Origin of the sequence: Acetobacter farinalis, assembly GCF_011516935.1 — a bacterium.
Classification (GTDB): Bacteria; Pseudomonadota; Alphaproteobacteria; order Acetobacterales; family Acetobacteraceae; genus Acetobacter; species Acetobacter farinalis.
On the sequence record NZ_WOTF01000003.1, the window covers coordinates 60,615 to 84,049 of the forward strand.

14 protein-coding genes are annotated in these 23,435 nt (G+C 62.3%); 5 read left to right on the forward strand and 9 right to left on the reverse strand.

What is annotated here, in order from left to right; genetic code table 11:
- Together GOB82_RS05195 and GOB82_RS05200 are read right to left on the reverse strand one after the other, a co-directional pair.
- Positions 1–465: an SUF system Fe-S cluster assembly regulator gene (locus tag GOB82_RS05195; RefSeq protein WP_166120593.1), complete on the reverse strand. Its 465-nt coding sequence runs from the start codon at positions 463–465 to the stop codon at positions 1–3.
- Between the two features lie 143 nt (positions 466–608).
- Positions 609–1,907, reverse strand: coding sequence for a DUF445 domain-containing protein (locus GOB82_RS05200; protein ID WP_377791802.1), 1,299 nt, complete (start codon positions 1,905–1,907; stop codon positions 609–611).
- Between the two features lie 133 nt (positions 1,908–2,040).
- On the opposite strand from GOB82_RS05200, the gene GOB82_RS05205 reads away from it, so the two are divergent.
- Positions 2,041–4,830, forward strand: a complete 2,790-nt coding sequence (locus GOB82_RS05205) for a phosphoenolpyruvate carboxylase (protein WP_166120599.1) — start codon at positions 2,041–2,043, stop codon at positions 4,828–4,830.
- Between the two features lie 493 nt (positions 4,831–5,323).
- Here the strand turns inward: GOB82_RS05205 and fusA are convergent, their stop codons facing one another.
- From fusA to GOB82_RS05225, 4 genes are all read right to left on the reverse strand, one after another.
- Positions 5,324–7,411 (reverse strand): elongation factor G, encoded by a 2,088-nt coding sequence (gene fusA / locus GOB82_RS05210; protein WP_166120602.1) that lies wholly within the window; start codon positions 7,409–7,411, stop codon positions 5,324–5,326.
- Between the two features lie 215 nt (positions 7,412–7,626).
- On the reverse strand, positions 7,627–7,932 hold the full coding sequence (rpmB, locus tag GOB82_RS05215; protein WP_166120605.1) for a 50S ribosomal protein L28: 306 nt from the start codon (positions 7,930–7,932) through the stop codon (positions 7,627–7,629).
- A gap of 114 nt (positions 7,933–8,046) precedes the next feature.
- Positions 8,047–8,349 (reverse strand): hypothetical protein, encoded by a 303-nt coding sequence (locus tag GOB82_RS05220; protein WP_194300378.1) that lies wholly within the window; start codon positions 8,347–8,349, stop codon positions 8,047–8,049.
- A gap of 94 nt (positions 8,350–8,443) precedes the next feature.
- Positions 8,444–10,270 (reverse strand): ABCB family ABC transporter ATP-binding protein/permease, encoded by a 1,827-nt coding sequence (locus tag GOB82_RS05225; RefSeq protein ID WP_166120608.1) that lies wholly within the window; start codon positions 10,268–10,270, stop codon positions 8,444–8,446.
- Between the two features lie 127 nt (positions 10,271–10,397).
- Here GOB82_RS05225 and GOB82_RS05230 point away from each other — a divergent pair, with 127 nt between their 5' ends.
- The gene (locus GOB82_RS05230; protein WP_166120611.1) at positions 10,398–11,291 is read left to right on the forward strand and encodes an NUDIX hydrolase; all 894 of its coding nucleotides are present in this window, start codon (positions 10,398–10,400) and stop codon (positions 11,289–11,291) included.
- Between the two features lie 27 nt (positions 11,292–11,318).
- Here the strand turns inward: GOB82_RS05230 and GOB82_RS05235 are convergent, their stop codons facing one another.
- From GOB82_RS05235 to GOB82_RS05245, 3 genes are read right to left on the reverse strand one after another with little or no spacing between them, the layout of a single operon-like run.
- Positions 11,319–14,267, reverse strand: a complete 2,949-nt coding sequence (locus GOB82_RS05235; RefSeq protein WP_166120615.1) for a [protein-PII] uridylyltransferase — start codon at positions 14,265–14,267, stop codon at positions 11,319–11,321.
- 50 nt (positions 14,268–14,317) lie between these two features.
- Complete coding sequence (mutS, locus tag GOB82_RS05240) at positions 14,318–16,981, reverse strand: DNA mismatch repair protein MutS (protein WP_166120619.1); 2,664 nt, start codon at positions 16,979–16,981, stop codon at positions 14,318–14,320.
- A gap of 46 nt (positions 16,982–17,027) precedes the next feature.
- The gene (locus GOB82_RS05245) at positions 17,028–19,004 is read right to left on the reverse strand and encodes a tetratricopeptide repeat protein (RefSeq protein ID WP_166120621.1); all 1,977 of its coding nucleotides are present in this window, start codon (positions 19,002–19,004) and stop codon (positions 17,028–17,030) included.
- Positions 19,005–19,130: 126 nt separating this feature from the next.
- On the opposite strand from GOB82_RS05245, the gene GOB82_RS05250 reads away from it, so the two are divergent.
- From GOB82_RS05250 to thrC, 3 genes are all read left to right on the forward strand, one after another.
- A complete protein-coding gene (locus tag GOB82_RS05250; RefSeq protein ID WP_166120623.1) occupies positions 19,131–20,636 on the forward strand; it encodes a carboxypeptidase M32 in 1,506 nt (501 codons plus the stop codon).
- Between the two features lie 151 nt (positions 20,637–20,787).
- A complete protein-coding gene (locus GOB82_RS05255) occupies positions 20,788–21,939 on the forward strand; it encodes an L-dopachrome tautomerase-related protein (RefSeq protein ID WP_166121078.1) in 1,152 nt (383 codons plus the stop codon).
- Between the two features lie 58 nt (positions 21,940–21,997).
- Complete coding sequence (gene thrC / locus GOB82_RS05260; RefSeq protein WP_166120626.1) at positions 21,998–23,395, forward strand: threonine synthase; 1,398 nt, start codon at positions 21,998–22,000, stop codon at positions 23,393–23,395.
- Positions 23,396–23,435: the final 40 nt, after the last annotated feature.

Genomic DNA, 23,435 nt, shown 5'->3' on the forward strand with positions numbered 1-23,435 from the left:
TCAAGCCCCTTCGCGTCTTATGCTGGCGCTCATCAGCGCGTTTCTTTTCGTCATGGCTGCACCGCATGCGCTCTTCTGGCGCATGACCTCCAGCGAAATCCCTTCCAGCGTGTCCCGGATAGCCTTGTTGATGGTATCCCAGCTCCCGCACATGCCGCAGGAGATGCCGGTATCACACTCTCCCCCGTCCACACAGGCTGTCAGCGCAATCTTGCCATCCACCGCCGTAATAACGCTGGCTACGGAGATCTCCGCCAGCGGGCGCGCCAGCCGGTATCCCCCTCGGGCCCCGCGCTGGGAGAGCACAAACTTGTGCGCGGACAACACCTTGAGGATTTTCGCCACGGTGGGCTCGGGCACACCTGTCTCGGCGGCAAGGGCCGGAGACGTGACCACGCCATCCTGCTCGCCAAGATTGACAAGTATCACAACCGCGTAGTCCGCAAGACGGGAAAGTTTCAGCATGATCCTGCCATCAGGTGATTGGAGACCAGTCAGGTCCTGTTTCAGACACATGGGGCGAAGCGCGCCAAAGGTCAACCCAAAAGCATCAGCTCTGACGCAGTACCGTTATCGTGATGTCCGGACGGGATCTTGCACGGACTATCTCATTGAGCATTCAGGCCAAACAGCAGCCTCAGAAGCGCGAACAGCAGGGCCCCCACCCCAAACCCGACCAGCGTGCCGTTAAAGCGGACAAACTGCAGATCCTTGCCCACGCGCAGTTCCAGTTTTTCCGCAATCTGCACGGCATCCCACCCGGCCACAACGCGGGCAATGAAGTCTGCCATCCGCTCACGCACAAAGGGGAGCGCCTTCAGAATGGCTTTATCGACACTCTCCAGAATCCGCTGGCGCATGACCGCGTCTTCCCGCAGTTGGCCGGTGATATGGGTCAGCCCTTCCTGCACGAGGCAGGCAATGCGGCCATCGGGGTCTTCCACATCCGCTTCCACCAGCCGCCGGAATCGCTGCCAAATATCGGCCCACCAGCTCACGACACTCTCATGCGAGAGCACACCCATAATGGCCACCGAGATATCACGCCCGCGCTCGGGATCTGTCTCGATCCGGTCAATCTGGGAGCGCACCCATGCGGTGAAGCCCTCGCGCAGGGAGGAGTTCTGCGGATCAACCCGCTCAAGCTCCTTGCTGGCGGCTGTCAGCACCCGCGTGGCAATGGACCCGCCGATGGCCCACCCCAGCAGACGCCCCCCCTGCTCACGCACGCGCTCCTCAATCATGGTGCGCAGGGCCCCTTCCCGCGCCTGCAGGCCATCCTTGATCTGCTCAAGGAGGAAGGAGAGCACTTCCTGATGCCGGTCATCATCCACAAGGCTGCGGAGTGCCCGGGCGACAATGGGGGCCAGATTGCTGTTCCCCAGCAGGCGCGGGAAGATTTTGCCAATGGCGCCACTGGCCCTTCCATCTTCCAGCCGGTCCAGAATATTCGGCATGGAGGACAGAACGGAGCGCGTCAGTGTTTCCCGTGTTGCCGGGTCATCCAGCATGTTTGCCAGAAAGGTGGGAATATCGACCTGTTCAAGAACACGCGCGACCTCGGCTTCCGTAAAGACCTGCCCGGAGACAAAGCGCCCCAGCGCACGGCCCAGCCGTTCTTTCTGGGCGGGCAGAATCGCGGTGTGGGGAATCGGCAGCCCCATCGGGTGGCGGAACAGCGCAACCACCGCAAACCAGTCCGCCAGCCCGCCCACCACACCGGCCCGCGCTCCCGCTCTCAGCATTTCCAGCCAGAAGCCATCCTTCACCCATCCGGCAGCGGGTGCCGCATAGCCCGCCACAGTGAGCCCACCCATGCCCACCAGCAGGCCCGTTGCCGCACGCTGATAACGTTTGAGTGTCTTTCTGGCGGCAACATCGCCTTCGGTATCGGGGTATGACGTCATGCTATTGTGAATAGCACTCCCCTTCCTGCCCCCCAAGAGTGCGTGAGCGTGTTGCGGCGGAAGGGCAGACATGAAACTGTAAGACCTTACGCTTCAAACCCTGCCGCAATGCACAACAGAGCAAGATGCAACAATGGATTTTTCTACCCTTTCTCCTACGCTTCAAACCATTCTTGCACCCATCCTTCTCGAAACATACGCACCGCCACCCACGGAAGGTGTGAACCCCGTTCTTTCTTCAGCCCGCCAACTGGGCGATGCGCTGGAGGAAGAGCGTCTGTCTCTCGCAGACGTGACCGCCCTGATCCGGACATTGCGGGATTCCGCGTTCCTGCGCCGGGCAAGGCGGTTGCATCGCTATGTCGGCGGGGCGGACGCCGATACCACGGCAAAACGTCTGGCGGCTGTTTCCCGCCGGGTGATTGCCTCCCTGCCCGTGCCCTCACCCGAAGCCTTTCAGGCAGCGGTCAGCCCCGTGCGCTTTGCGGCCGTGTTTACCGCGCACCCGACCTTTGCTGTCAGCAACGCGGTCTATACCGCGCTGGCGGAATGTGCCTCGCACGCGGTCCTGCCGGACACAGCGCCGTTTTTTGAAACACACCGGCGGGAAGAACATCCGACGCTGGAAGAAGAATTCACCCTCGCGACACAGGCCATCATCCGTGCGCGGGATGCCATAGACCAGTTGGCCGAATCCCTGCTGGACACCGCCCGCCAGCAATGGCCCGAAGCCTGGATGAGCATCACACCGCGCCCTGTCATCGCCACAAGCTGGGTGGGGTATGACACGGATGGTCGCACAGATATCGGCTGGTGGGATACGCTCCGCCTGCGCCTGCGCATGAAGCTGTTCCAGCTTGAACGTCTGGAGGCGCAAATTGCCGCGTCCGGCGTGAGCGCCCCGGCTCTGGTCGAGCGGCTGCAGAACGCCATCACCTGCGTGCAGGCACAGATCACCGCCACGCCTACCAGTGCGGATGCAGACTCCGTCGCCCGGTTTGCTGATGCTCTGGTCAATCACCACGCGACAGCCCTGCTCAGCGCGGACGATCTGGCGGACGATCTTCAGGCCGCCCTTGATGCGGCTCCCCCCGAGGCCCGCCTGCCACTGGCTGTGGCGCGCGCCGGGTTCATGGCGCACGGGCTGGCGCTGGCGCATACGCATGTCCGCCTGAACGCCACGCAGATCCATAATTTTGTCCGCCAGAAGCTTGCCATTCCGGATGACCCGGGCAATCCCGCGCATCGGCGCGCCCAGCTCAACCGCCTGAATGACGCGCTGGAAAGCGTAACCCCCGTCCCGGTGGATTTCGGGGCGCTGATGAGTGACCCCTCCACTGCTGGCCGCCTGATGATGACGGTTGCGCAAATCACCAAACACATTGATGCGCAAACACCTGTCCGCTTCCTGATTGCCGAAACAGAGACCGGATACACCCTGCTGGCGGCACTCTGGGCGGCACGCTACTTCGGCGTGGCGGACAAGGTGGAAATCTCTCCGCTGTTTGAAACGGAAGAAGCGCTGGCCCATGGTGACCGGATTGTGGAGGAAGCTCTCCGCTCCCCCACATGGCGCGCCTACGTGCAGCGCACCGGACGAATCAGCTTCCAGTTCGGATATTCGGATTCCGGGCGCTATGTCGGCCAGCTTGCCGCAACCTATCTGATCGAGCGCCTGCGCCTGCGTATTCATGATCTGCTGGTGCGCTGGAACCTTCAGAATGTGACCGTCATTTTCTTTGACACACATGGCGAAAGCATTGGCCGAGGCGCCCATCCGTTCCGCATGGCCGGGCGGCTGAGCTATCTCTCTCCCCGCCATGTCCGTGCTGAATTCGCAAAAACCGGCATCGCCTGCCGGGAGGAAACGGCGTTTCAGGGCGGAGATGGTTATCTGCTGTTCGGCACACCGCATCTGGCCGGAGCCACGCTGGCCACCATTGCGGAAAACCTGTTCAACCCGCTGCCGCAGGAGGGAGACCCTGTTTACGAACAGCCGGTCTTCTCGGCGGATTTCTTCTCAAGCATTTCCGAAGGCATGCAGGCGCTGGTGGAAGACCCCGGCTATGCGGCGCTGCTCGGTGCTTTCGGCCCGGCACTGATTGACCGCACGGGCTCCCGCCCCCCGGCACGCGAAAGTGCCGAGGCCGCAACCCGCACCCGCCTGACCCACCCCAGCCAGCTTCGCGCCATTCCCAACAACGCCATTCTTCAGCAGTTGGGCTGGTGTGCGAATACCCTGCAAGGGCTGGGGGCCGCTGCGCGCCGCCACCCCGAAACATTTGAAATTTTCAACAGTTCCAGCCCGCGCTTTCATCGCGCACTGGATTTTGCCCGCCATGCGCTGGCCTGCTCGGATGACCGGGTCCTGCAATGCGTGATCAATCTGCTGGACCCCGGCTACTGGCTGGACCGCGCCACAGCGGAGCCCACCGCGCCACGCCGCGCCGTTTTTCTGGCCCTGATGCATGATCTGGAAAAGCTGAACCTTTCAGCGGACCTGCGCACGATGTTCCGGCGCATTCAGGCAGACCACCTCGCTCTGCGGGAAGCGTGGGAAGATGTCCCCCACGGCTCTCCCCACAACCGCGCCCTGCATGCCATCCGTATCGCGCTGATCGAGCGGATCTGGATGCTGGCCTGTCGTATCCCGTTCTTCATGCCGCGCGGCGGCTTTAATCGGGATGTGATGATGCAGCAGATCCTGTGTCTGGAAATTCCGGCGGTCCTGCAAGAGATGGTCCATATTTTCCCTTCAGGAACAGCCGCCTCCAACCTTGATTTTTATGAACCCCGCGGCCCGCGTGAGGAAAGCATCTACGGGCGCGAACATCGGGAAATCTTTATTCCCATGCAGCAGATGTTTGAACTGCTGCGGGAAATCAGTGTCGGGATCACCCACGACATTGGCGCGTTCGGCTGAACGCGCCTTTTCCCCACTACCCGGATAACGCTCCGTTGCACGGCCAAGTAGATGCGGCCTATGCAACGGGCAATGAGGCGGACGTGAACTGATGCCCTTGGGCTGATCTGTCAGCCCGCCCCCGCCTACTACCCTCGCGGCCAGAGAGGCGCACTGCCAGAGAGCGTGCTCAGCCGTCACACAACACCAACAGCCATATCCTGCACCTGCGAGGCCAGCCCGCGCCCGCTGCCATGACCACCGCGTTCACCGCATACGGCTATCAGGATCAGGACCAGCACTACCATACTGTTCACTGTTCACTGTTCACTGCTCACTGCCCATTGCTCACTGGCATAGCGGCTTGGCACTGGCACGCCACCACACAAGCGGAACACTGTCATCCGCACACACGCGCTGGCACAGCATGCAGACCAGCATACAGGCACAAAAAAAAGCCGCCTCGTAATGAGGCGGCTTTTCTGTATCCGGAGATAATCCCGAAGAAACTGGCTTATTTGGACTGAGCCATGATTTCTTCTGCCACGTTGCGCGGCACGGGGTCGTAGTGATGGAACTGCATGGTGAAGGACGCACGGCCCTTCGTCATGGAGCGCAGGTGAGAAATGTAGCCGAACATTTCTTTCAGCGGCACATGAGCGCGAACCATAACGGTGGACCCGGAGGTTTCCTGGCTCTGGATCATACCACGGCGGCGGTTGATATCACCCACAACGTCACCAACGTGATCGTTCGGGGTGGTGACTTCCACGTCCATGATCGGCTCAAGAATAACCGGACCAGCAAGCTTCATGCCTTCACGGAAGCAGGCCTTGGCCGCGATTTCGAACGCCAGAGCGGACGAGTCAACGTCATGGTACTTACCGTCGAGCAGGGTGAACTTGAAGTCCACCGTCGGGAAGCCGGCCAGCACACCAGTGGAGGACTGAACGCGGATACCCTTTTCAACCGCAGGAATATATTCCTTCGGCACGGTCCCACCGACAACCTTGTTCTCGAACTGAATGCCATCGTTCCGCTCAAGCGGTTCGAAAGAGATCTTCACTTCAGCGAACTGACCAGAACCACCAGACTGCTTCTTGTGGGTGTAGGTTTCCGTGTGCGGCTTGGAGATGGTTTCACGATACGCGACCTGCGGTGCGCCAACGTTTGCATCCACACCATATTCACGACGCAGACGGTCGATGATGATGTCGAGGTGCAGTTCGCCCATGCCGGACAGAATGGTCTGACCCGTTTCCTGATCCGTCTTCAGCTGCAGGGAGGGATCTTCACTGGCCAGCTTCTGCAGAGCCAGCGTCATCTTTTCCACTGCGTCTTTGGTTTTCGGCTCAACGGAGATGTCGATAACCGGGATCGGGAAGCTCATGCGCTCCAGAACAACCGGATCAGCCGCATCGGCCAGCGTGTCACCCGTCTGGGAGTCTTTCAGACCCACAAACGCGGCGATATCACCAGCGTGCACTTCCGTCAGTTCTTCACGCTTGTCAGCATGCATCTGGTAGATACGGCCGATACGTTCCTTGTGGCCCTTCGTGGTGTTCAGAACCGTATCACCGGTCTTGAGCACGCCACGATAGACGCGCACGAAGGTCAGCGTGCCGTACTTGTCGTTGATGATCTTGAAGGCCAGACCAGCAAACTTGCCATCCGGATCAACCGGGATAATCGGCTGGGCGGCTTCATTGTCATCTTCACCTTCCGGCGGAGCGCAACGGATGCCTTCAACGTCGTTCGGGGCAGGCAGGTAGTCAACCACGGCGTCGAGCAGCGGCTGAACGCCCTTGTTCTTGAAGGCCGTGCCGCACAGGACGGGACGGAACTCACCGGAGATGGTGCCCTTCTTGATGCAGCGCTTCAGCGTTTCGATAGAAACATCGCCGTTTTCGAAGTATTCTTCCATTGCCTTGTCATCGACAGCCAGAGCGGTGTCGAGCAGGTTCTGGCGGGCTTCAGCAGCCTTTTCCTTCAGGTCGGCCGGAATTTCCTCATCATGGAACTTCGCACCCAGTTCACCACCTTCCCAGACGATGGCTTTCATCTCGACGAGATCGACCACACCGAGGAACTGGTCTTCCACGCCAATCGGCAGCTGGAGCGGGATCGCGACGATGTCCAGCTTTTCCTTCAGCGTGTCGAATGCACGGTAGAAGTTCGCGCCGGTACGGTCGAGCTTGTTGATGAAGATGATGCGCGGAACCTTGTAGCGGTCAGCCAGACGCCAGTTGGTTTCGGACTGCGGCTGAACACCGGCAACCCCTTCAATAATGAACACGGCGCCATCGAGCACGCGCAGGGAGCGGTTCACTTCGATGTTGAAGTCGATGTGTCCGGGGGTGTCGATGATGTTGATGCGGTGGTCGTTCCACTCACAGGTCACGGCAGCGGACGTAATGGTAATCCCGCGCTCACGCTCCTGGGCCATGTAGTCGGTCGTGGTGTTACCGTCGTGCACTTCACCAATTTTGTGAGAAACGCCGGTGTAGTACAGGATACGTTCGGTCGTGGTTGTCTTGCCCGCGTCGATATGCGCGGTGATACCGATATTACGGATCTTCGAAAGGTCGGATTTAGCGGACACGAAAACCTCCAGAAAACAGGTCAGGCGCGACGGGAAGCCCTTCGCGCCTGTGGCTACCGAACACCGTGCTGATCCTTGTACAATTCAGGAAGCCCGGCTGCCGGAAACCGGCCGATAGACGAAAAGTGCCTGACACCCTGCCAGACACCTGCACAGCAAATCCGGACCGTCAGATTAGACAGGCCCGGACGGACTGTAGGTAGGAAACCCCTGAATCAGGCGCCAGCGGCAGCCTGTTTTTTGGCCTGAGCGCGCAGAACGCGGCGCTTCACGACCTGAGCTTCTTCCGGCAGCTTGCGGTTAGGCGTGCTGATCAGGAAGGCATCAAGGCCACCATTGTGTTCAATGGTGCGCAGGCCACGGGTGCTGACACGCATGGGCACGGAAGCGCCCAGGATGTCGGACATCAGGGATGCTTCCTGCAGGTTGGGCAGGAAACGGCGACGGCTTTTGTTGTTGGCGTGACTGACGTTATTTCCGGTCAGAACGCCTTTGCCGGTAATCTGGCAGCGACGGGACATTGTCTCATCCTTGTCTTGAAATAGAAACAGAGGGCCGAGACACGTTGCCCGGCGACCACATTCAGGATTGGCGCGGCTTATGGCTGAGCAAGCGCCTTCCGTCAAGGGTTGACCTCAGGCTTTCTCATTTTCCGGCGCGGACTGCGCCTGCGTTGCAGCATGAATCTCGCCGGAACGCACGCTGTGCGCTGCGGAGTCGAGAATGCTCAGGATCGTGTCCCGATCCATGCTGCGAGCCAGCAGACCCAGCGCGCCCCCCAGCAGGGCGGAGGCAACGGCCAACGGCGGATGATTTTCCTTGAGCAGGTGCTCCATCGCGCTTTCAATCACCATGGCACAGCGGGCCAGATCTTCCGGCACGGCCGGCATTTCGCTGGAGGGTGTCTCTGCGGGGGTGTTACCAGCTGTTTCTGTCATGGTTCATTCTTCCTTCACTTCCTGAAGCACCGGCTGATACGACGATGCTGTATCCGATTCGCCGGAACGGGCTTCCTCCGGAGGGGCAGCGTGCCTATCCGGCTATCCGTTCAGCAATGCTTTCAGCCCCCTGCGCTGCCCACATGGCGGCATACTGACCACCAGAAGCCAGCAGGGCCTCATGCGTTCCGCGTTCAATCACGCGCCCCTGCCCCAGCACCAGAATTTCATCCGCATCCACAATGGTGGAAAGGCGGTGTGCAATCACAAGCGTAGTGCGGCGGGCGGAAACGGTTTTCAGGGCTGCCTGAATTTCCTGTTCCGTATGTGTGTCCAACGCGCTTGTTGCCTCGTCAAGCACAAGAACGCGCGGGTCTTTTAAAATTGTACGAGCAATGGCCACGCGCTGTTTTTCGCCACCCGACAGCTTCAGCCCGCGTTCCCCCACCTGGGTCTGGTACCCGTCCGGCAGAGACATGATGAAATCATGAATCTGCGCCAGCCGGGCCGCCTGCTCAATCTCTTCCGGGCTAGCTCCCAGCCGTCCGTAGGCAATGTTGTAGCCAATGCTTTCGTTAAACAGCACGGTATCCTGCGGAACAACGCCTATGGCCGCCCGCAGGTCCGCCTGCCGGTATTCCCGCACATCATGCCCATCCACCAGCACGGAACCGGACCAGGTATCGTAAAACCGGAACAGCAGGCGGCTGATGGTCGATTTCCCCGCTCCGGTCGAGCCGACAATAGCCAGCTTCTTGCCGGGGGCCGCAACAAAGCTCACTCCGTGCAGAATTTCACGCTCAGGCCCATAGCCAAACCGGACATCCCGGAACGCAACCTCCGCCGGGGCGGACTCAGCCAGCCGGGTGGCGATGGGCAGCGGGTTTTCCGGGTCTTTCACTTCCACATGTTCTTCAATCAGGCCGAACATCTGTTCCAGATCAACCATGGCGGTCCGGATGGCGGAATACACAGACCCCAGAAAATTCAGCGGCCCGTAAAGCTGGAGCAGGTACGTATTGATCATGACAAACTGACCAACCGTAATCCGCCCGGCCTCAACATCTCGCCCGGCAAGCAGCATGATCAGCGTAAGAGCCACCGCGATAATGGCGGCCTGACCGAAATTGAGCAGTCCCAGAGAATACTGCGTTGTGCGGGCGGCCAGCTCGTAGCGCGCCTGAGCGCTGTCATACCGGGTGGCCTCGTGCGCCTCATTCCCGAAATATTTGACAGTTTCGTAATTCAGCAGGCTGTCCAGCGCCTTGCCGCTTGCCTCGCTGTTGGTTTCATTCATCCGGCGTCTGATGCCCAGCCGCCATGAGGTGAACAGAACCGTAAAGCCGATATAGGCCCCGATCATCAGCACCATCAGGCTGACATAGCGCCAGTCAAACACCCGCCAGATCACCGCCACAACCAGCAGGGACTGAAGAATGGTGGGAGAAATGGACATGCCCATGCGCAGCAGGGTTTCCACCCCTTCCGTGCCGCGCTCGATCGCGCGTGTGACACCGCCGGTGCGGCGGTCCAGATGGAAGCGGAGCGAAAGCCTGTGCATATGCTCAAAACTGCGAAACGCCGCCTGCCGCGCCACACGGAAGCGCACCGGGGCAAACAGCGAGTCCCGCAAGTTGGTCAGGGCGGCGGACAGCAGCCGCATAAACCCATACCCCAGAATGAGCGCCACAGGCGCCATGGCCAGACTGCCGGGGTGGGAGAGACGGTCCACCACCCGGCTGTACGCCGCGGGCACGGCCAGAGTGGCGAGTTCCCCCCCTACCAGCACCAGAAGCACCAGCACGACACGCCACCTCAGCCCACTGTTTTCACGCGGCCAGAGGTAGGGGAGAAGACGAGAGAGAGTGACCGAGGCAGGCTGTTTCAGCCGCCCCGACGGAGCAGAATTACGTGGTGACATAATGCCGGATGTGGCACGCCCCCATAATTTTGCAACCCCGACGCACCTTGCCTCTCCCCTGCAGACACCGGATAAACACAAACGCCTTGCGCGTTGATGGTCTCATTCAAGCACGACAGGATTTCCGATGCCGTTGGACGATACGCTTTTTCTTCGTCATCTCAGGCAATGCAACACCGCCGTCGTGCCCGGTGCGCGTTTTCCATTTTTTCTGGGTCAGGAACAGGCCGGGTGGGTTACTCCCTCCCTGATCCCCACGCTGGAACAGCGCGGGCTGGGCTCCCGCTCCAGCGGCTTTACCCTGCCGGACCCGGCGGATCTGGAAGCCTTGGGGGAAGATCTGGCCCGGGAAGGTGCTTACCGCTCTCACCATGAACTGTTTGATGTGATGGCGGATGTAGACCAGCCCGTGCTGGGCCGGATTGACCGGGGTGCTCTGCCCCTGTTCGGGCTGGTGGCGGTGGGCGTGCATCTGAATGGTCTGGTCCGCAAGACGGACGGCCTCCACCTCTGGACGGGCCGCCGCGCGACCAACAAGCGTCTGGACCCCGGCAAGCTGGACCATCTGGTGGCAGGCGGCGTTCCCGCTGGCCACACACCGTGGGAAGCCCTGCTGAAGGAAGCAGCGGAAGAAGCCAGCATTCAGGAAGAGCTTGCCGCACAGGCACAGCAGGTGGGCCGTATTGTCTACGCGCTGGACCGCCCTGAAGGGCTGCGGCGTGACATTCTGTACTGTTATGATCTGTTCCTGCCTGAGAGCTTCTCACCCATCGCGGCGGATGGTGAAGTGGAATCGTTCCACCTGATGCCTCTTCAGGATGTTTATGAACTGGTGCGCGATACGGACCAGTTCAAATTCAACGTCAATCTCGTTCTGATCGACCTGTTCCTGCGCAATGGCCTGATTGACCCGAACACCCCCGTGGGCCGCCAGCTCCGGGAGGGGCTGACACACGGACTATCCCCGGCAAGCCCGGGGTATGCGCGTGCCACCCATGCTGCACAGGCCGCCTCTTTCTGAGGCGGTCCTGCGGCGTCCTTCACTTCGTCAGGCCGGGATACGCGCGTCCAGCAAGGCTTTTGCCTCGGCCTCGGCCTCTCTCATCCCTTTGAGAAGACGGTCCCGGATTTCTTCCAGACGCTTCTTGTCGGTAATTTTCAGGCCGAACAGGTCCTTCACATAGAACACGTCCACCGCCCGCACCCCGTATGTGGTGATATGGGCTGATGCGATCTGAAGGTTTTCCTCGCTCATGGCCGCCGTGACATCATGCAGCAGGCCGGGTCTGTCCCGCCCGTTGATTTCAATCACGGTGTAGGCATTGGACGCACCGTTATCAATCACCACACGCGGCGGCACATGAATGGCGCGCATCCGCATAGGCATATGCCCGAACCCCGCCTGTGCAATTTCCGCGCCGATATCAATTTGCCCGCTCAGGGACTGCTCGATCAGCGAGCACAGCCGCGCCAGACGGTGTGTTTCTTCATAGGCACTGCCGGCTGTATCCTGAATCCAGAACGTATCCAGCGCCATGCCGTGCATCATGGTGTGAATGCGCGCATCCACAATGGACGCGCCCGCCAGCGCCAGCGCTCCGGCTATTTTGGAGAACAGGCCCGGTACGTCCACAGTATAGACCGTGACTTCCGTCACCCCACGCGCCGGCAGAGGCAGCACTTCCACTGTCAGCGGGGCATCACGCGCGTCAGCATCCCGGATCAGGCGGGCGTGGCGTTTATGGGTTTCATGGTCAAAGGAGAGCCAGTACCCCGCATAGCCCAGCCCCAGGAACCGGTCGATATCCTGAGAGGAAACGCCATCTTCCGCCAGAATTTCAGCGGTAATCTCCTTGGCGTGGCGCACACGCACGTCACGCTCCGTGGTGGCCAGACCACCGGCCAGAACTTCCGCCACGCGCACATAAAGCTCACGCAGCAGCGTGGCTTTCCATGCGTTCCACACACGGGAGCTGACAGCGCGCATATCCACAATGGTCAGCAGCAGCAGAAGGCGCAGCCGCTCGGGTGACTGAACAATATCCGCGACATCCAGAATGGTCTTGGGGTCATCAATATCCCGCTGGAACGCCGTATGGCTCAGCAGCAGATGGTGCAGCACCAGCCAGGACACCGTTTCCGTTTCCTCGCCGGACATTCCCAGTTTCGGGCACAGGTCCGCCGCGATTTCAGCCCCGATTTCGGAGTGATCTCCCCCGCGGCCCTTGGCAATATCATGCAGCAGGACAGCCATATACAGCGCCCGGCGGGAATGCAGCCCTTTGACAAGCTCATACGCCACCGGAATTTCATCCGCCATGCGGCCCGCCATCACTTCGTCCATGATGCGGACAGCTTCTATCGTGTGCTCATCCACAGTGAACACATGATAGGTGTCAAACTGCATCTGGCCGACAATGCGCGCCCAGTCCGGAATAAGCCGCCCGAAAATGCCGGTTTCATTCAGGATATGCAGCCAGTGCGCGTGGCCCGGAGGTGTATGCTGTTCATAACCGGACGAGACAGACACCGCGCCCTCTTCCGCCACGCTGCTCTCACGCCGCCGCCGTGGTGGTTCCTGCGCCTCTGTTTCCCCGCACAGCAGATCAAGAAAAATACGGGCGGCTTCCAGATTTTCCCGCAGGCTTATGGCGCGCCGCTCCCAGCGGATAAGCTGATGCCGGCCCAGCGGATGCAGGGGCCTGCGGCGCATACGCGCCCAGTCCAGCAACTGCATCATCTTGATCGGTTCCTGGTCGAACGAGATTCCGCGCTCAGGCAGAATCTGGCCATCCACCAGTGTGAACCCGGCCTCCCGCATGGCCTCATCCGCCTTGGCGGCTGTGGCGACCGGCCCTTGCGCCTGCCGCAGCACGGCAGGTTCGAGAACATGTGTCAGGCGCATGACTTCGCGCGCGGTCAGGAAGTAGTGGCGCATGAAGCGCTCCACCCCGTTCTGGCGGCCGTGACGGGTATAGCCCATCCGCGCGCCGATAACCGGCTGCATATCAAAGGTCAGGCGCTCTTCCGCCCGCCCCGCGACATAGTGAAGATGCAGGCGCACCGTCCATAAAAAGTCCCAGGAGCGGCGGGCGCGGGCGGCTTCCTGCTCTGTCAGCAGGCCCATCCAGATAAATTCCGGGGCCAGCAGATCCATCACATGGCGTGTGCCGAACGTGTTGCGGCACATCCAGTACAGTGTCTGCAAATCCCGCAGGCCGCCACGGCCTTCCTTGATATTGGGTTCCACCAGATAGGGGCTGTCCCCAAACCGGCGGTGCCGCTCCAGCCGCTCCCGCCTTTTATCCTGAATGAAGCCAGCCGCACCGGCTTCAACACACGCCACGATGTAACGGGCCTCAAACATGGCGAACAGGGCGGCATCCCCCGCCAGAAGGCGGGCATCCAGCAGGGCTGTGCGGACGGTGGTGTCCTTCCCGGCTTCCTCAATGCATTCATTGATCGTGCGGGTTGCGTGGCCGACTTTCAGGCCGAGGTCCCACAGGAAATAGAGCACATACTCCACCAGCCTGTGCGCGCTCTGCGCGTTTTCTTCCTCAGTCAGGAACAGCAGGTCAATATCGCTGAACGGAGCCAGCATACCACGCCCGTAACCGCCGGTGGCCGCAACCACAAGCCGCCCGGCAGAGGGGATTTCCACCTCACCCTGCCCGGCATTGGTTTGTGTGCCGGTTGCACGCAGGGCCAGATCAACAATGCCGCGCAGCATGACATCCGTAAACGCTGCAATCTGCTTGGCGGCCTGTGCTCCCTTGAGCACATGCGCTTCAAACTGGCCACGGATATCCGCCTGGTACCGACCAAGCTGGCGGCGAAAAATGGCCACGGCCTCATCCCGCTCAGGGATCGTGGCGTTTTCCGGTGTTGCATCCCGCAGCTCCCGCGCAAGGCAGGCGGCAAGCCCCTCCGGCGTGAGGGAGGCTAGGGTGGCGGCATCGGGCTGCTCGGGGGCAGCGTGTGCGGGGGAAGTCGACATTGCGGTCGGAATCTGCTCCTGAGAGTCGTCTAAAATTGCGTAACCCGGGTTTAACTCTGGCCTGACCATCCATCTTCCCGCGCCGCTTCCTTACGAAGCTCATACAGGATGTCCAGCGCCGCGCGCGGTGTCAGAGTATCCGGGTCTACCTCTAACAGTCGCTTTCTTAACGTATTTTCGTCTTCTTGCGGTAATATCTTCTGCGTGTCGAACAGAGGCAGGGGTTTTGGCCCTGTTGCATGATCACGCTCCAGCTCACGCAGCAGCCGCCCGGCCCGGTCCACCACGGAAGGGGGCACACCCGCCAGCTTGGCAACATGCACGCCCCAGCTTTTCTTGGCCGATCCGGCCAGCACCTCGTGCAGAAACACAATCTGCCCACGCCATTCCCGCACCGCCATGGTGTGGGGAGAAAGGCGCGGCAGGGTATCAACCAGCCCCGCCAGTTCATGGAAGTGTGTTGCAAAAATTGCACGGCAGCGCACGGTTGAATGCAAAGCCTCCAGCACGGCCCAGGCGATGGCCAGACCATCGAGCGTTGCCGTGCCGCGCCCTATTTCATCCACCACCACCAGAGAGCGCGGGCCAGCCTGATTCAGGATGGCCGCTGTTTCCGTCATTTCCACCATGAAGGTGGAGCGGCCCCGTGCCAGATCATCCGAGGCCCCGACGCGGGAGAAAAGCTGATCCACAACCCCGACATGAGCCTTTTCCGCTGAAACCGGAAAACCACCCTGCGCCAGCAGGACAGCAAGTGCTGTCTGGCGCAGGAAGGTGGATTTACCGGCCATGTTCGGGCCTGTGAGCAGCATGACGCGCCTGTCGGGCGAGAGATCACACCCGTTCGGCGTGAAGCGTGTGCCTTTGGGCAGCGCGGCCTCCACCACCGGGTGGCGGCACCCTTCCAGCACAAACGTGGTATCGTCCGTCACCACCGGACGGCACCAGTTCCCCCCGGCCGCCAGCATGGCGCAGGAGTGCAGCACATCCAGCACGGCCAGCGCGCGCGCCAGAACAGGCAGCGTCTCTTCCGCCAAAATCTGTTCGACAAGCACTGTAAAAACAGCTTTTTCCCGCGCCGCCGCCCGCTCTGCCGCCTCGGCAATGCGGGCATCAAGGGAGGAGAGTTCCTCTGTGGAAAAGCGGGCATTGCTGGCCGTGCCCTGCCGGAACATCAGATCATCCCGGTCCTTGATGCGCGCACTGGCCGCAACCGGCACTTCAATCACATAGCCGAGCTGGGCGTGATGCTTGATCTTCAGGCTGGCCACACCGAATCGGGTGGCATACTCCGCCTGCAACCCGGCAATCACACGCCGGGAATTGTCCCTCAGGCTCCGGTAGCCATCCAGTTCGCCGTCATAACCGGGGGCAATCACCCCGCCATCCTCCAGCCGGGCGGGCAGATCCTCCGCCACGGCGCGCACCAGTTCGGCTTCCAGCTCCGGTGCTGCGCCAAGGCTGAGAGCCGCCCGGGCGAGATAAGGTGGCAGAGCCGCGTGGTCCGCCCCCAGAGCCGCGGCGGCGGCGCGCGCTGCGTGCAGGGCGTCCCGTATCGCCGCCAGATCACGCGGCTGGCCGCGCCCCAGAGAAAGGCGGCCCAGCGCGCGCGCAATATCCGGCGCTTTTTTAAGAGCATCCCGCAGGGCGGCACAGCAGGAGGGCGACTCGCGCAGCCAGCACCAGCCATCCTGCCGGGCCGCAATGCGGGAGACATCTGTCAGCGGGGCAGCCAGCCATTCCGCCACCATCCGCGCCCCGGCAGAGGTGACAGTCTGGTTCATGGCGGAGAACAGTGTGTGCTCCGTCCCGCCATCCCGCGCGCGCAGGATATCCAGACTGGCGCGGGTTGCCGGGTCAATCCCCAGAATGCCGCCATCCATCTGCGGGCTTGGATGCGCCAGACGCGGCAGCTTTCCAGCCTGACTGCGCTGCACATAGTCAACCGCAGCCGCCGCTGCCACAGCCTCTTCATCCGTGAAGGTGCCGAACGCATCCACACTGGCAACATCAAAGGCCGCGGCCAGACGCTGGCGGGCAGCCTCCACACCGGGGATCAGTACCTCCGGCGCACGAGCGGCCTCATGCTCACCCAGCGCCAGCCCCTTGGGGGCCAGAATTTCCGCAGGGTCCAGCCGCCCCAGCAGCGCCGCGAGCGACATCTGGGAAACACGCGCCGTTTCAAACAGGCCCGTCGAGACATCAATCCACGCCGCCCCGATCATGGCAGTGGCCTGCGCGGGTGCTCCGGCAGCGTCTGCCGTCCGGCCCTTGCGCCCGCCGCCCACACCTTCGGCCAGCGCCAGAAGCAGGTTGGAGCGACCGGGTTCAAGCAATTCATCTTCCGTCAGAGTGCCCGGTGTCACCACCCGCACCACGGCGCGGGCCAGCGGGCCTTTGGGAGCGCCCTTGCCTTTTCGCGGGGCCTCCGTCTGCTCCGCGACAGCCACGCGAAAGCCCCGGCGAATCAGCCGCGCCAGATAGGCCGAAGCCGCGGCCACCGGCACGCCGCACATGGGAATCGGGTCACCCGCGTGGGTGCCACGGGCTGTCAGCGCGATATCAAGCGCTGCCGCCGCTGCCGTGGCATCATCAAAAAACAATTCGTAAAAATCGCCCATGCGAAAAAACAGCAGGGCTTCAGGATTTTCGGCCTTCAGCGCAAACCATTGCGCCATGGCGGGCGTGGCACCCTCGGGAGAATAACGCGTCATTTCCTTATCATACGGGCGTCATCCGCCGGGGCAACAGGCGTTCCGGTTACATCTTAACAAGTTTGCACAAAGCCTGAGCCACAGCCTCCACCGGGAGCCGCCACGGTGCAGCCCCCTCCCCCGGCTCGGGCTGTGAAAACAACCGGAGACTCGGGTACCACAGATTTTCCGCCCGCCCGTCCGGCAGATGCCGGGTTGAGCCTTCCGCCCACCGCCAGTCCCCCCCAAACCGGTTCAGCAACCAGACAGGTTTACCCAGCACTCCCGCCAGATGCGCAATGGCTGTATCCACCGTGATCACCAGATCAAGCCCGGCAATGACATGGGCCGTGGCCAGCATGTCCCCTTCCGGCAGCGGCGTTAGCGGAAACGGAGGAACATCGCTCCCCTCTGCATGCTGCAACGGCTGAGGAGATTGCAGGGACTGAAACACCACCCCCGGCACATCCGCCAACGGCGCAAGGCAGGCCAGCGGCATGGAGCGCCGGCGGTCAAACCGATACCCGGGGTTCCCGGCCCAACAGAGGCCCACCCGGAGAAGGCTTCCCTCCGTCCCGGTGCCCGCGTTCCTCTCTGGGCGTGTTTCCGGGCCGGTTTCCGGACGCATGGCACCGGGTTCGGGCAGACCGCGCTCGCTTCCCGGCAGACTGAACGCCATCCGCCACGGATACGGCGTATCCAGCCCCAGACGCGCAGGCAGGCTGAGCAGGGAGCAACTGGCCACCGCCCCGAAGGCGCGGGCCGTCTGCCCTTTGCGCAGCAGTGTCACACGCCCTTCCCGCACGCTCTCTTCCTGCGCGACCAGCGCACGCAGCCCCTCCGGCACGGATAGCAGAACCGGCGCGCGCGCCAGAGCCGGTTCCACATACCGCAGGAACTGGAGCGTATCGCCCAGCCCCTGCTCGGCATACAGCAGAACAGGCTGGCCGCCTGTGTCTGCTCCATCCCAAGGTGGCAGATCTTCGGTCTGACTGGCGGGCAGCAGGGCCTGCCGCGCCTCAAACGCCTGCCAGCCTTCCTGAAAGCGGCCTTCCGCCAGCAGTAACGTGCCCAGATTAAAGCGCGCCCGTGCCCGGTCCTGTTCCGGCGCGTCCGAGGCCTCAGCCTGCCGGAAGAGCGCCTCCGCCGCCTGCCGTTGCCCGAGGTCCGCCAGAACGGTTCCGTAATTCACCGCCAGCCGTGCATCCTGCCTGCGGAGCGCATGGGCCGCGCCCAGTTCCCGCTCGGCGTCATCCAGCGCTCCCAGAGCCATCTGCACCAGCCCGAGATTACTGCGCGTTTCAGGGGCATCAGGCACGCGACGGGCCGAGTCTTCCAGCACGCTCCGCGCCTGCTCAAACTCCCCTTTGGCAAACAAGGCGGCCCCAAAATTCGCCAACGCAGCAGCATCCTGCGGGAAGGCCGCCGCCACAGCGCCAAAAAACGGTTCGGCATCCCGCAAGCGCCCCGCCCGCTCAAGAAGCAGCGCATGCTGATTTTGTGCAAAGCTGTTTTCAGGCGCCAGACGCAGGGCTTTTTCCGAAACAGACAAGGCTTCAGCACCCTGCCCGTGCCGCGCCAGAAAAGCGGCAAGGGCGAGATGTTTTTCACAGTCCAGCGGCCGCAGCCTTAATGCCGTGCGCAAGGCCAGCTCTGCGTCGGGCACACGGTTCTGCGCTTCCAGCACGGCGGCCATGGCCTCATGCGCCCGCGGGTCTCTGGGCGTTGTCATCACCGCGACATGGGCCGCCGCACGGGCGGGTTCATCATGCCCCTGCGCCAGCAGCGCGTGAGCCAGCGTAATGTGAAAATGCCCCTCCGGCCGAAGCCCGATAGCCCGCCCGGCCAGAGCAACCGCCGCCTGCATATCCCCCCCGGCACGGGCAACACAGGCCATGGCGTGCCAGGCTTCAGCATCGGACGCATCCTCACGCAGAAGCGCGCGCAGCATGGCCGCGGCCCGTTCCGCATCCCCGGCGGAAAGAAGGGCCAGCGCCTGCGTGACCGTATCCTCCTGCTCCGCCATCCCGTTTCTGTGGGGCATATGCTTTCTTCCGTTCTGTCAGGCCGTCTTTGGCGGACGGACCATCTTCGCAAAAATTTCCGTCCTGCGAAGGGATGCACTACGCTGTGGCTCAGCCTTGCCACCTACAGGATCAGACCTTAGCTGATGAATAAAGCCTATCAGAGCCTTGAGCGCCATTTTGCCCGCCTGTCCTCCCTCAATGATGCCATCGGTATTCTGTGCTGGGACAAGGAAGTCATCATGCCGCACGGCGCGGCGGAACGCCGGGCTGAAAATCTGGCCATGCTGGAAGGGCTGCGGCATGAAATTCTCACCGCCCCCGAAATGGCGGAGCTTCTTGCCTCGGCAGATGCCGGAGATGATGTCTGGCGCCGCGCCAATCTGGCGGAAATGCAGCGCCTGCACACCCACGCCACAGCCCTGCCGGGAGATCTGGTGGAAGCCAGCGCGCAGGCCACGGCTCGCAGTGAAATGGTCTGGCGCGAGGCCCGCCAGAACAGTGATTTCAAGACGTTTCTGCCGTATCAGCAGGAAGTTCTGAACCTTACGCGGCAGATTGCCACAGCCAAAGGCGAGGCTCTGGGCCTCTCCCCCTATGATGCCCTGCTGGATTCGTTCGACCCCGGCACCCGCCAGACGGACATCGACCCGATTTTCACCCGCCTTGGCGCGGAACTGCCCGGCCTGATTGCCGCCGTGCTGGAAAAGCAGAACAGCCTGCCTGCCCCCACCCCACCGCAAGGTCCCTTTCCGGTGCCGCAGCAGGAAGCGCTGGGCCGCGAGCTGATGCAGCAGCTTGGCTTTGACATGACCCGCGGCAGGCTGGACGTGAGCCTGCACCCCTTCTGCGGCGGGGCCACGCATGATGTGCGACTGACCACGCGCTATGAAGAAGCGGACTTCCTGCCCGCCATGATGGGTGTGCTGCATGAAACAGGTCATGCCCTGTATGACATGGGCCTGCCTGCGGACTGGCTTTCCCAGCCTGTGGGGCAGGCTGGCGGCATGACGCTGCATGAAAGCCAGTCCCTGATGATTGAAATGCAGGTGTGCCGCTCCCGCGCTTTTGTGGAGTGGGTCGCCCCCCTGCTGCGCGCGAGATTCGGCACCACAGACGCCACACCGGGCTGGCAGACGGAAACCCTGCACCGCCTGATGACGCATGTTGAACCCGGCTTCATCCGCGTGGATGCGGATGAGGTGACCTACCCCGCGCATATCCTTGTTCGCTACGAGCTGGAAACCGCGATGATCAACGGGGACCTTGCCCTGAAAGACCTGCCCGCCGCCTTCAATGACAGACTCCACACCCTGCTCGGCCTGACCGTGCCGGATGACCGGCGCGGCTGCCTGCAGGATATTCACTGGCCGGAAGGGCTGTTTGGCTATTTCCCCTGCTACGCCATGGGCGCACTGGCCGCCGCACAGCTCCGCACGGCCGCCTTCGGGCAGGACAGCCGGATTGCCCCCGCCGTGGCGCAGGGTGATTTTGCCCCCCTCATGCAGTGGCTGCGCACCACTATCCACAGCCGCGCCAGAAGCGCCTCCATGCCCGAGATTATTGAAGACGCCACAGGCGCGCCGCTGGGGGCGGAGGCCTGGCAGGCGCATATCCGCCGCCGGTATCTGGACCGCGCGCCAGACGCCTGAAATCCTGCCCGCCGTCCGCTTTCTTCGCAGGGCTCTTCAACGGGTTCCTGCGGCCATGCGCAGAACGCGGTTGTCGGGTTTACTCAAAAGGGGGGAAACTCCCCCCATGTTTTCGCCGCACATGTTCAGCAAGGCTGCCAGAAATTTCATGATGACCAGACGTTCCCGGCCTTTTGCAGGGCCAACCCGCGCCCTTGCCCTTGCAACTCTCACCGCAGGCCTTGCCCTCGCCCTGCCTGCTCCCGCCGCATGGGCCGTGCATATGCCCAAGGTGCCGGAACTCTCCGCCTCGGCCCTGACACCCTTCACTCAGTCAGACAGCCAGATCTGGGATGCGGTGGTGCCTCTGCCCGATGGCCGGATGCTGTTTGAGGCCCCGGCGTGGATTGGCAATCCCGGCCCGCAGCTTTCCATCCGCACCGCCGATGGCCGCTTTACCCCCTATCCGAACGCGGAGTGGAACGCCGCGACGGGTGACGCCGCAAAACGGATTGTGGCCGCGGCCGGGCTGACTCTGCTGCCCGATGGCACGCTCTGGGTGCTGGACAGTGGCGTGCCAGACCGCAAGGCTCCGGCGGTTGCCCCGCCCAAGCTGATCCATATTGATACCCGCACCAATACGGTGCTCGGCACTGTCGCCATCGAGAAAAGCGCCCTGCACCCGCAGAGCATTCTCTCCGGCGTGGCCGTGCATGGAACGACGGCATACGTGGCGGATTCCGGCGTGGCCGGGGTGCTGGTGGTCGATCTGCCCTCCGCCTCCACCCGCCGCTTTCTGGACCGCCATCCCGCCCTTATCGCCACACGCCCCATCCAGATTCCGGGCGGCACGCTCAACTGGGCGGATGGCCATGCCGCAGCCATTGATTCCAGCATGATCGCCATCAGCCCCGATGGCCGCTGGATTGTGCTTCAGGCTCCGGGCAACTACCTCGCCCGAGTGGACACCAGCACGTTTTCAGACCCGGACATCACGCCTGCCGCCATGGAGGAGATTGTCACGCAGTGGTACAAAACGCCGTCCCTCGGCGGCATGACAATCGGGCCGGATGGCACGCTCTACTGGTCCGATGTCAGCACCGGCAGCATTCTGAGCTACAGCACCGGGCGCATTCCCCGCAGGCTGATAACAGACCCACGCCTGAAATACCCCGGAACACCGGGGCTGGACATGCACGGGCATCTGTTTGTGCCCACCCTGCAGCTTGACCACAGCGCTGCGTTCCAGAATGGCCATGCAACCGTCACATGGCCGGTCACGGTCTATCAGCTCACACTGCCCACCACGCCGCCCCCGCCCTGAGCAAACGGATGCAGAAGGCTACTTCGCGCCGTCTTCCATTCAGGGTATAAGTCTGGCCATGCGCTATATCTCGACCCGGGGGAAGGCTCCCGCTCTCTCGTTCTCTGATGTCCTGCTGACAGGCCTTGCCGAAGATGGCGGCCTGTATCTGCCGGAAACATGGCCCAGCTTCTCGCTCTCCGAGTGGCAAGACATGCGGGGTCTGCCGTATCCGGAGCTTGCCGCCCGGATCATGACGCCGTTTGTCGGAGGGGATATCGCCCCCGCAACGCTGCGCGACCTGTGCGAGAAAGCTTACGCCGGGTTTGACCACCCTGCCATTGTCCCGCTGACACAGGTGGAAGATGGTCTGTTTGTGCAGGAACTGTTCCACGGCCCCACTCTGGCCTTCAAGGACATGGCCATGCAGTTGCTCGGCCAGCTCTTCGAACATGTGCTGACCGAGCGCAACAGCCATGTCACCATCGTGGGCGCCACCTCGGGCGATACCGGCTCTGCCGCCATTGAAGCCTGCCGTGGGCGGGAGCGCCTCTCCGTTGTTATCCTGCACCCCAAGGACCGTACCTCCGAAGTGCAGCGCCGCCAGATGACCACGGTGCTGGAACCCAACGTGACCAATCTGGCCGTTGAGGGCACGTTTGATGATTGTCAGGATCTGGTCAAAGCCCTGTTTGCTGACATGCCCTTCCGCAAGGAGATGCATCTCTCGGCCGTCAATTCCATCAACTGGGCGAGAATTGCCGCACAGATCCCCTATTATGCCTATGCAGCCCTGAACTTTGGCGCACCGGAGCGGGAGGTGTCCTTTGCGGTGCCCACCGGGAATTTCGGAAATATTCTGGCCGCATGGGCCGCGCGGAAAATGGGGCTGCCGGTGCGGCACCTGTGCGTGGGCTCCAACCGCAATGATATCCTGACCCGCTTCCTGAACGCGAATGACATGACCATGAAGTCCGTCATGCCCAGCCTTTCGCCTTCCATGGATATTCAGGTCTCCTCCAACTTCGAACGTCTGCTGTTCGAGCTGCTCGGGCGCGATGCCGAAGCCTGCGCCCGCATCATGACCGGCTTCCGCACCACCGGGCACATGGATGTGCCGGCGGAAGCGTGGGAGGCGGCCCGCACGCTCTTTTCCGGCCTGGCGCTGGATGACGCGGAGACCGAAGCGGAAATCAAATCCCTGCATGACCGCTCCGGTTATCTGGCGGACCCGCACAGTGCCATTGGCATTGCCGCAGGCCGCCGCTTCCGGCAGGCTGGCGTGCCCATGGTGGCCATGGCCACAGCGCACCCGGCAAAGTTCCCCGATGCCATGGTGGCCGCCACCGGCATCCGCCCCGCCCTGCCCGCCCATCTGGCAGACCTCTATTCGCGCGAAGAGCGTTATCGCACCGTTTCGGCCACGGCCGGGGCTGTGAAGGATGCCGTGCGCGCCGCAGTCCTCTCCAACGCCTGATACTCTCCGGCTTCCTTTTTTCAGGCCGCACATGCGGCCT

Bases quoted from the DNA above. Each gene is read 5' to 3' on its own strand.
- GOB82_RS05225 (WP_166120608.1), bottom strand. From the start codon at position 10,270: ATGTCACCACGTAATTCTGCTCCGTCGGGGCGGCTGAAACAGCCTGCC.
- mutS (WP_166120619.1), bottom strand. From the start codon at position 16,981: ATGACGCGTTATTCTCCCGAGGGTGCCACGCCCGCCATGGCGCAATGG.
- GOB82_RS05235 (WP_166120615.1), bottom strand. From the start codon at position 14,267: ATGTCGACTTCCCCCGCACACGCTGCCCCCGAGCAGCCCGATGCCGCC.
- GOB82_RS05205 (WP_166120599.1), top strand. From the start codon at position 2,041: ATGGATTTTTCTACCCTTTCTCCTACGCTTCAAACCATTCTTGCACCC.
- GOB82_RS05245 (WP_166120621.1), bottom strand. From the start codon at position 19,004: ATGCCCCACAGAAACGGGATGGCGGAGCAGGAGGATACGGTCACGCAG.
- GOB82_RS05255 (WP_166121078.1), top strand. From the start codon at position 20,788: ATGACCAGACGTTCCCGGCCTTTTGCAGGGCCAACCCGCGCCCTTGCC.
- thrC (WP_166120626.1), top strand. From the start codon at position 21,998: ATGCGCTATATCTCGACCCGGGGGAAGGCTCCCGCTCTCTCGTTCTCT.
- GOB82_RS05195 (WP_166120593.1), bottom strand. From the start codon at position 465: ATGCTGAAACTTTCCCGTCTTGCGGACTACGCGGTTGTGATACTTGTC.
- rpmB (WP_166120605.1), bottom strand. From the start codon at position 7,932: ATGTCCCGTCGCTGCCAGATTACCGGCAAAGGCGTTCTGACCGGAAAT.
- GOB82_RS05230 (WP_166120611.1), top strand. From the start codon at position 10,398: ATGCCGTTGGACGATACGCTTTTTCTTCGTCATCTCAGGCAATGCAAC.
- GOB82_RS05250 (WP_166120623.1), top strand. From the start codon at position 19,131: ATGAATAAAGCCTATCAGAGCCTTGAGCGCCATTTTGCCCGCCTGTCC.
- GOB82_RS05220 (WP_194300378.1), bottom strand. From the start codon at position 8,349: ATGACAGAAACAGCTGGTAACACCCCCGCAGAGACACCCTCCAGCGAA.
- GOB82_RS05200 (WP_377791802.1), bottom strand. From the start codon at position 1,907: ATGACGTCATACCCCGATACCGAAGGCGATGTTGCCGCCAGAAAGACA.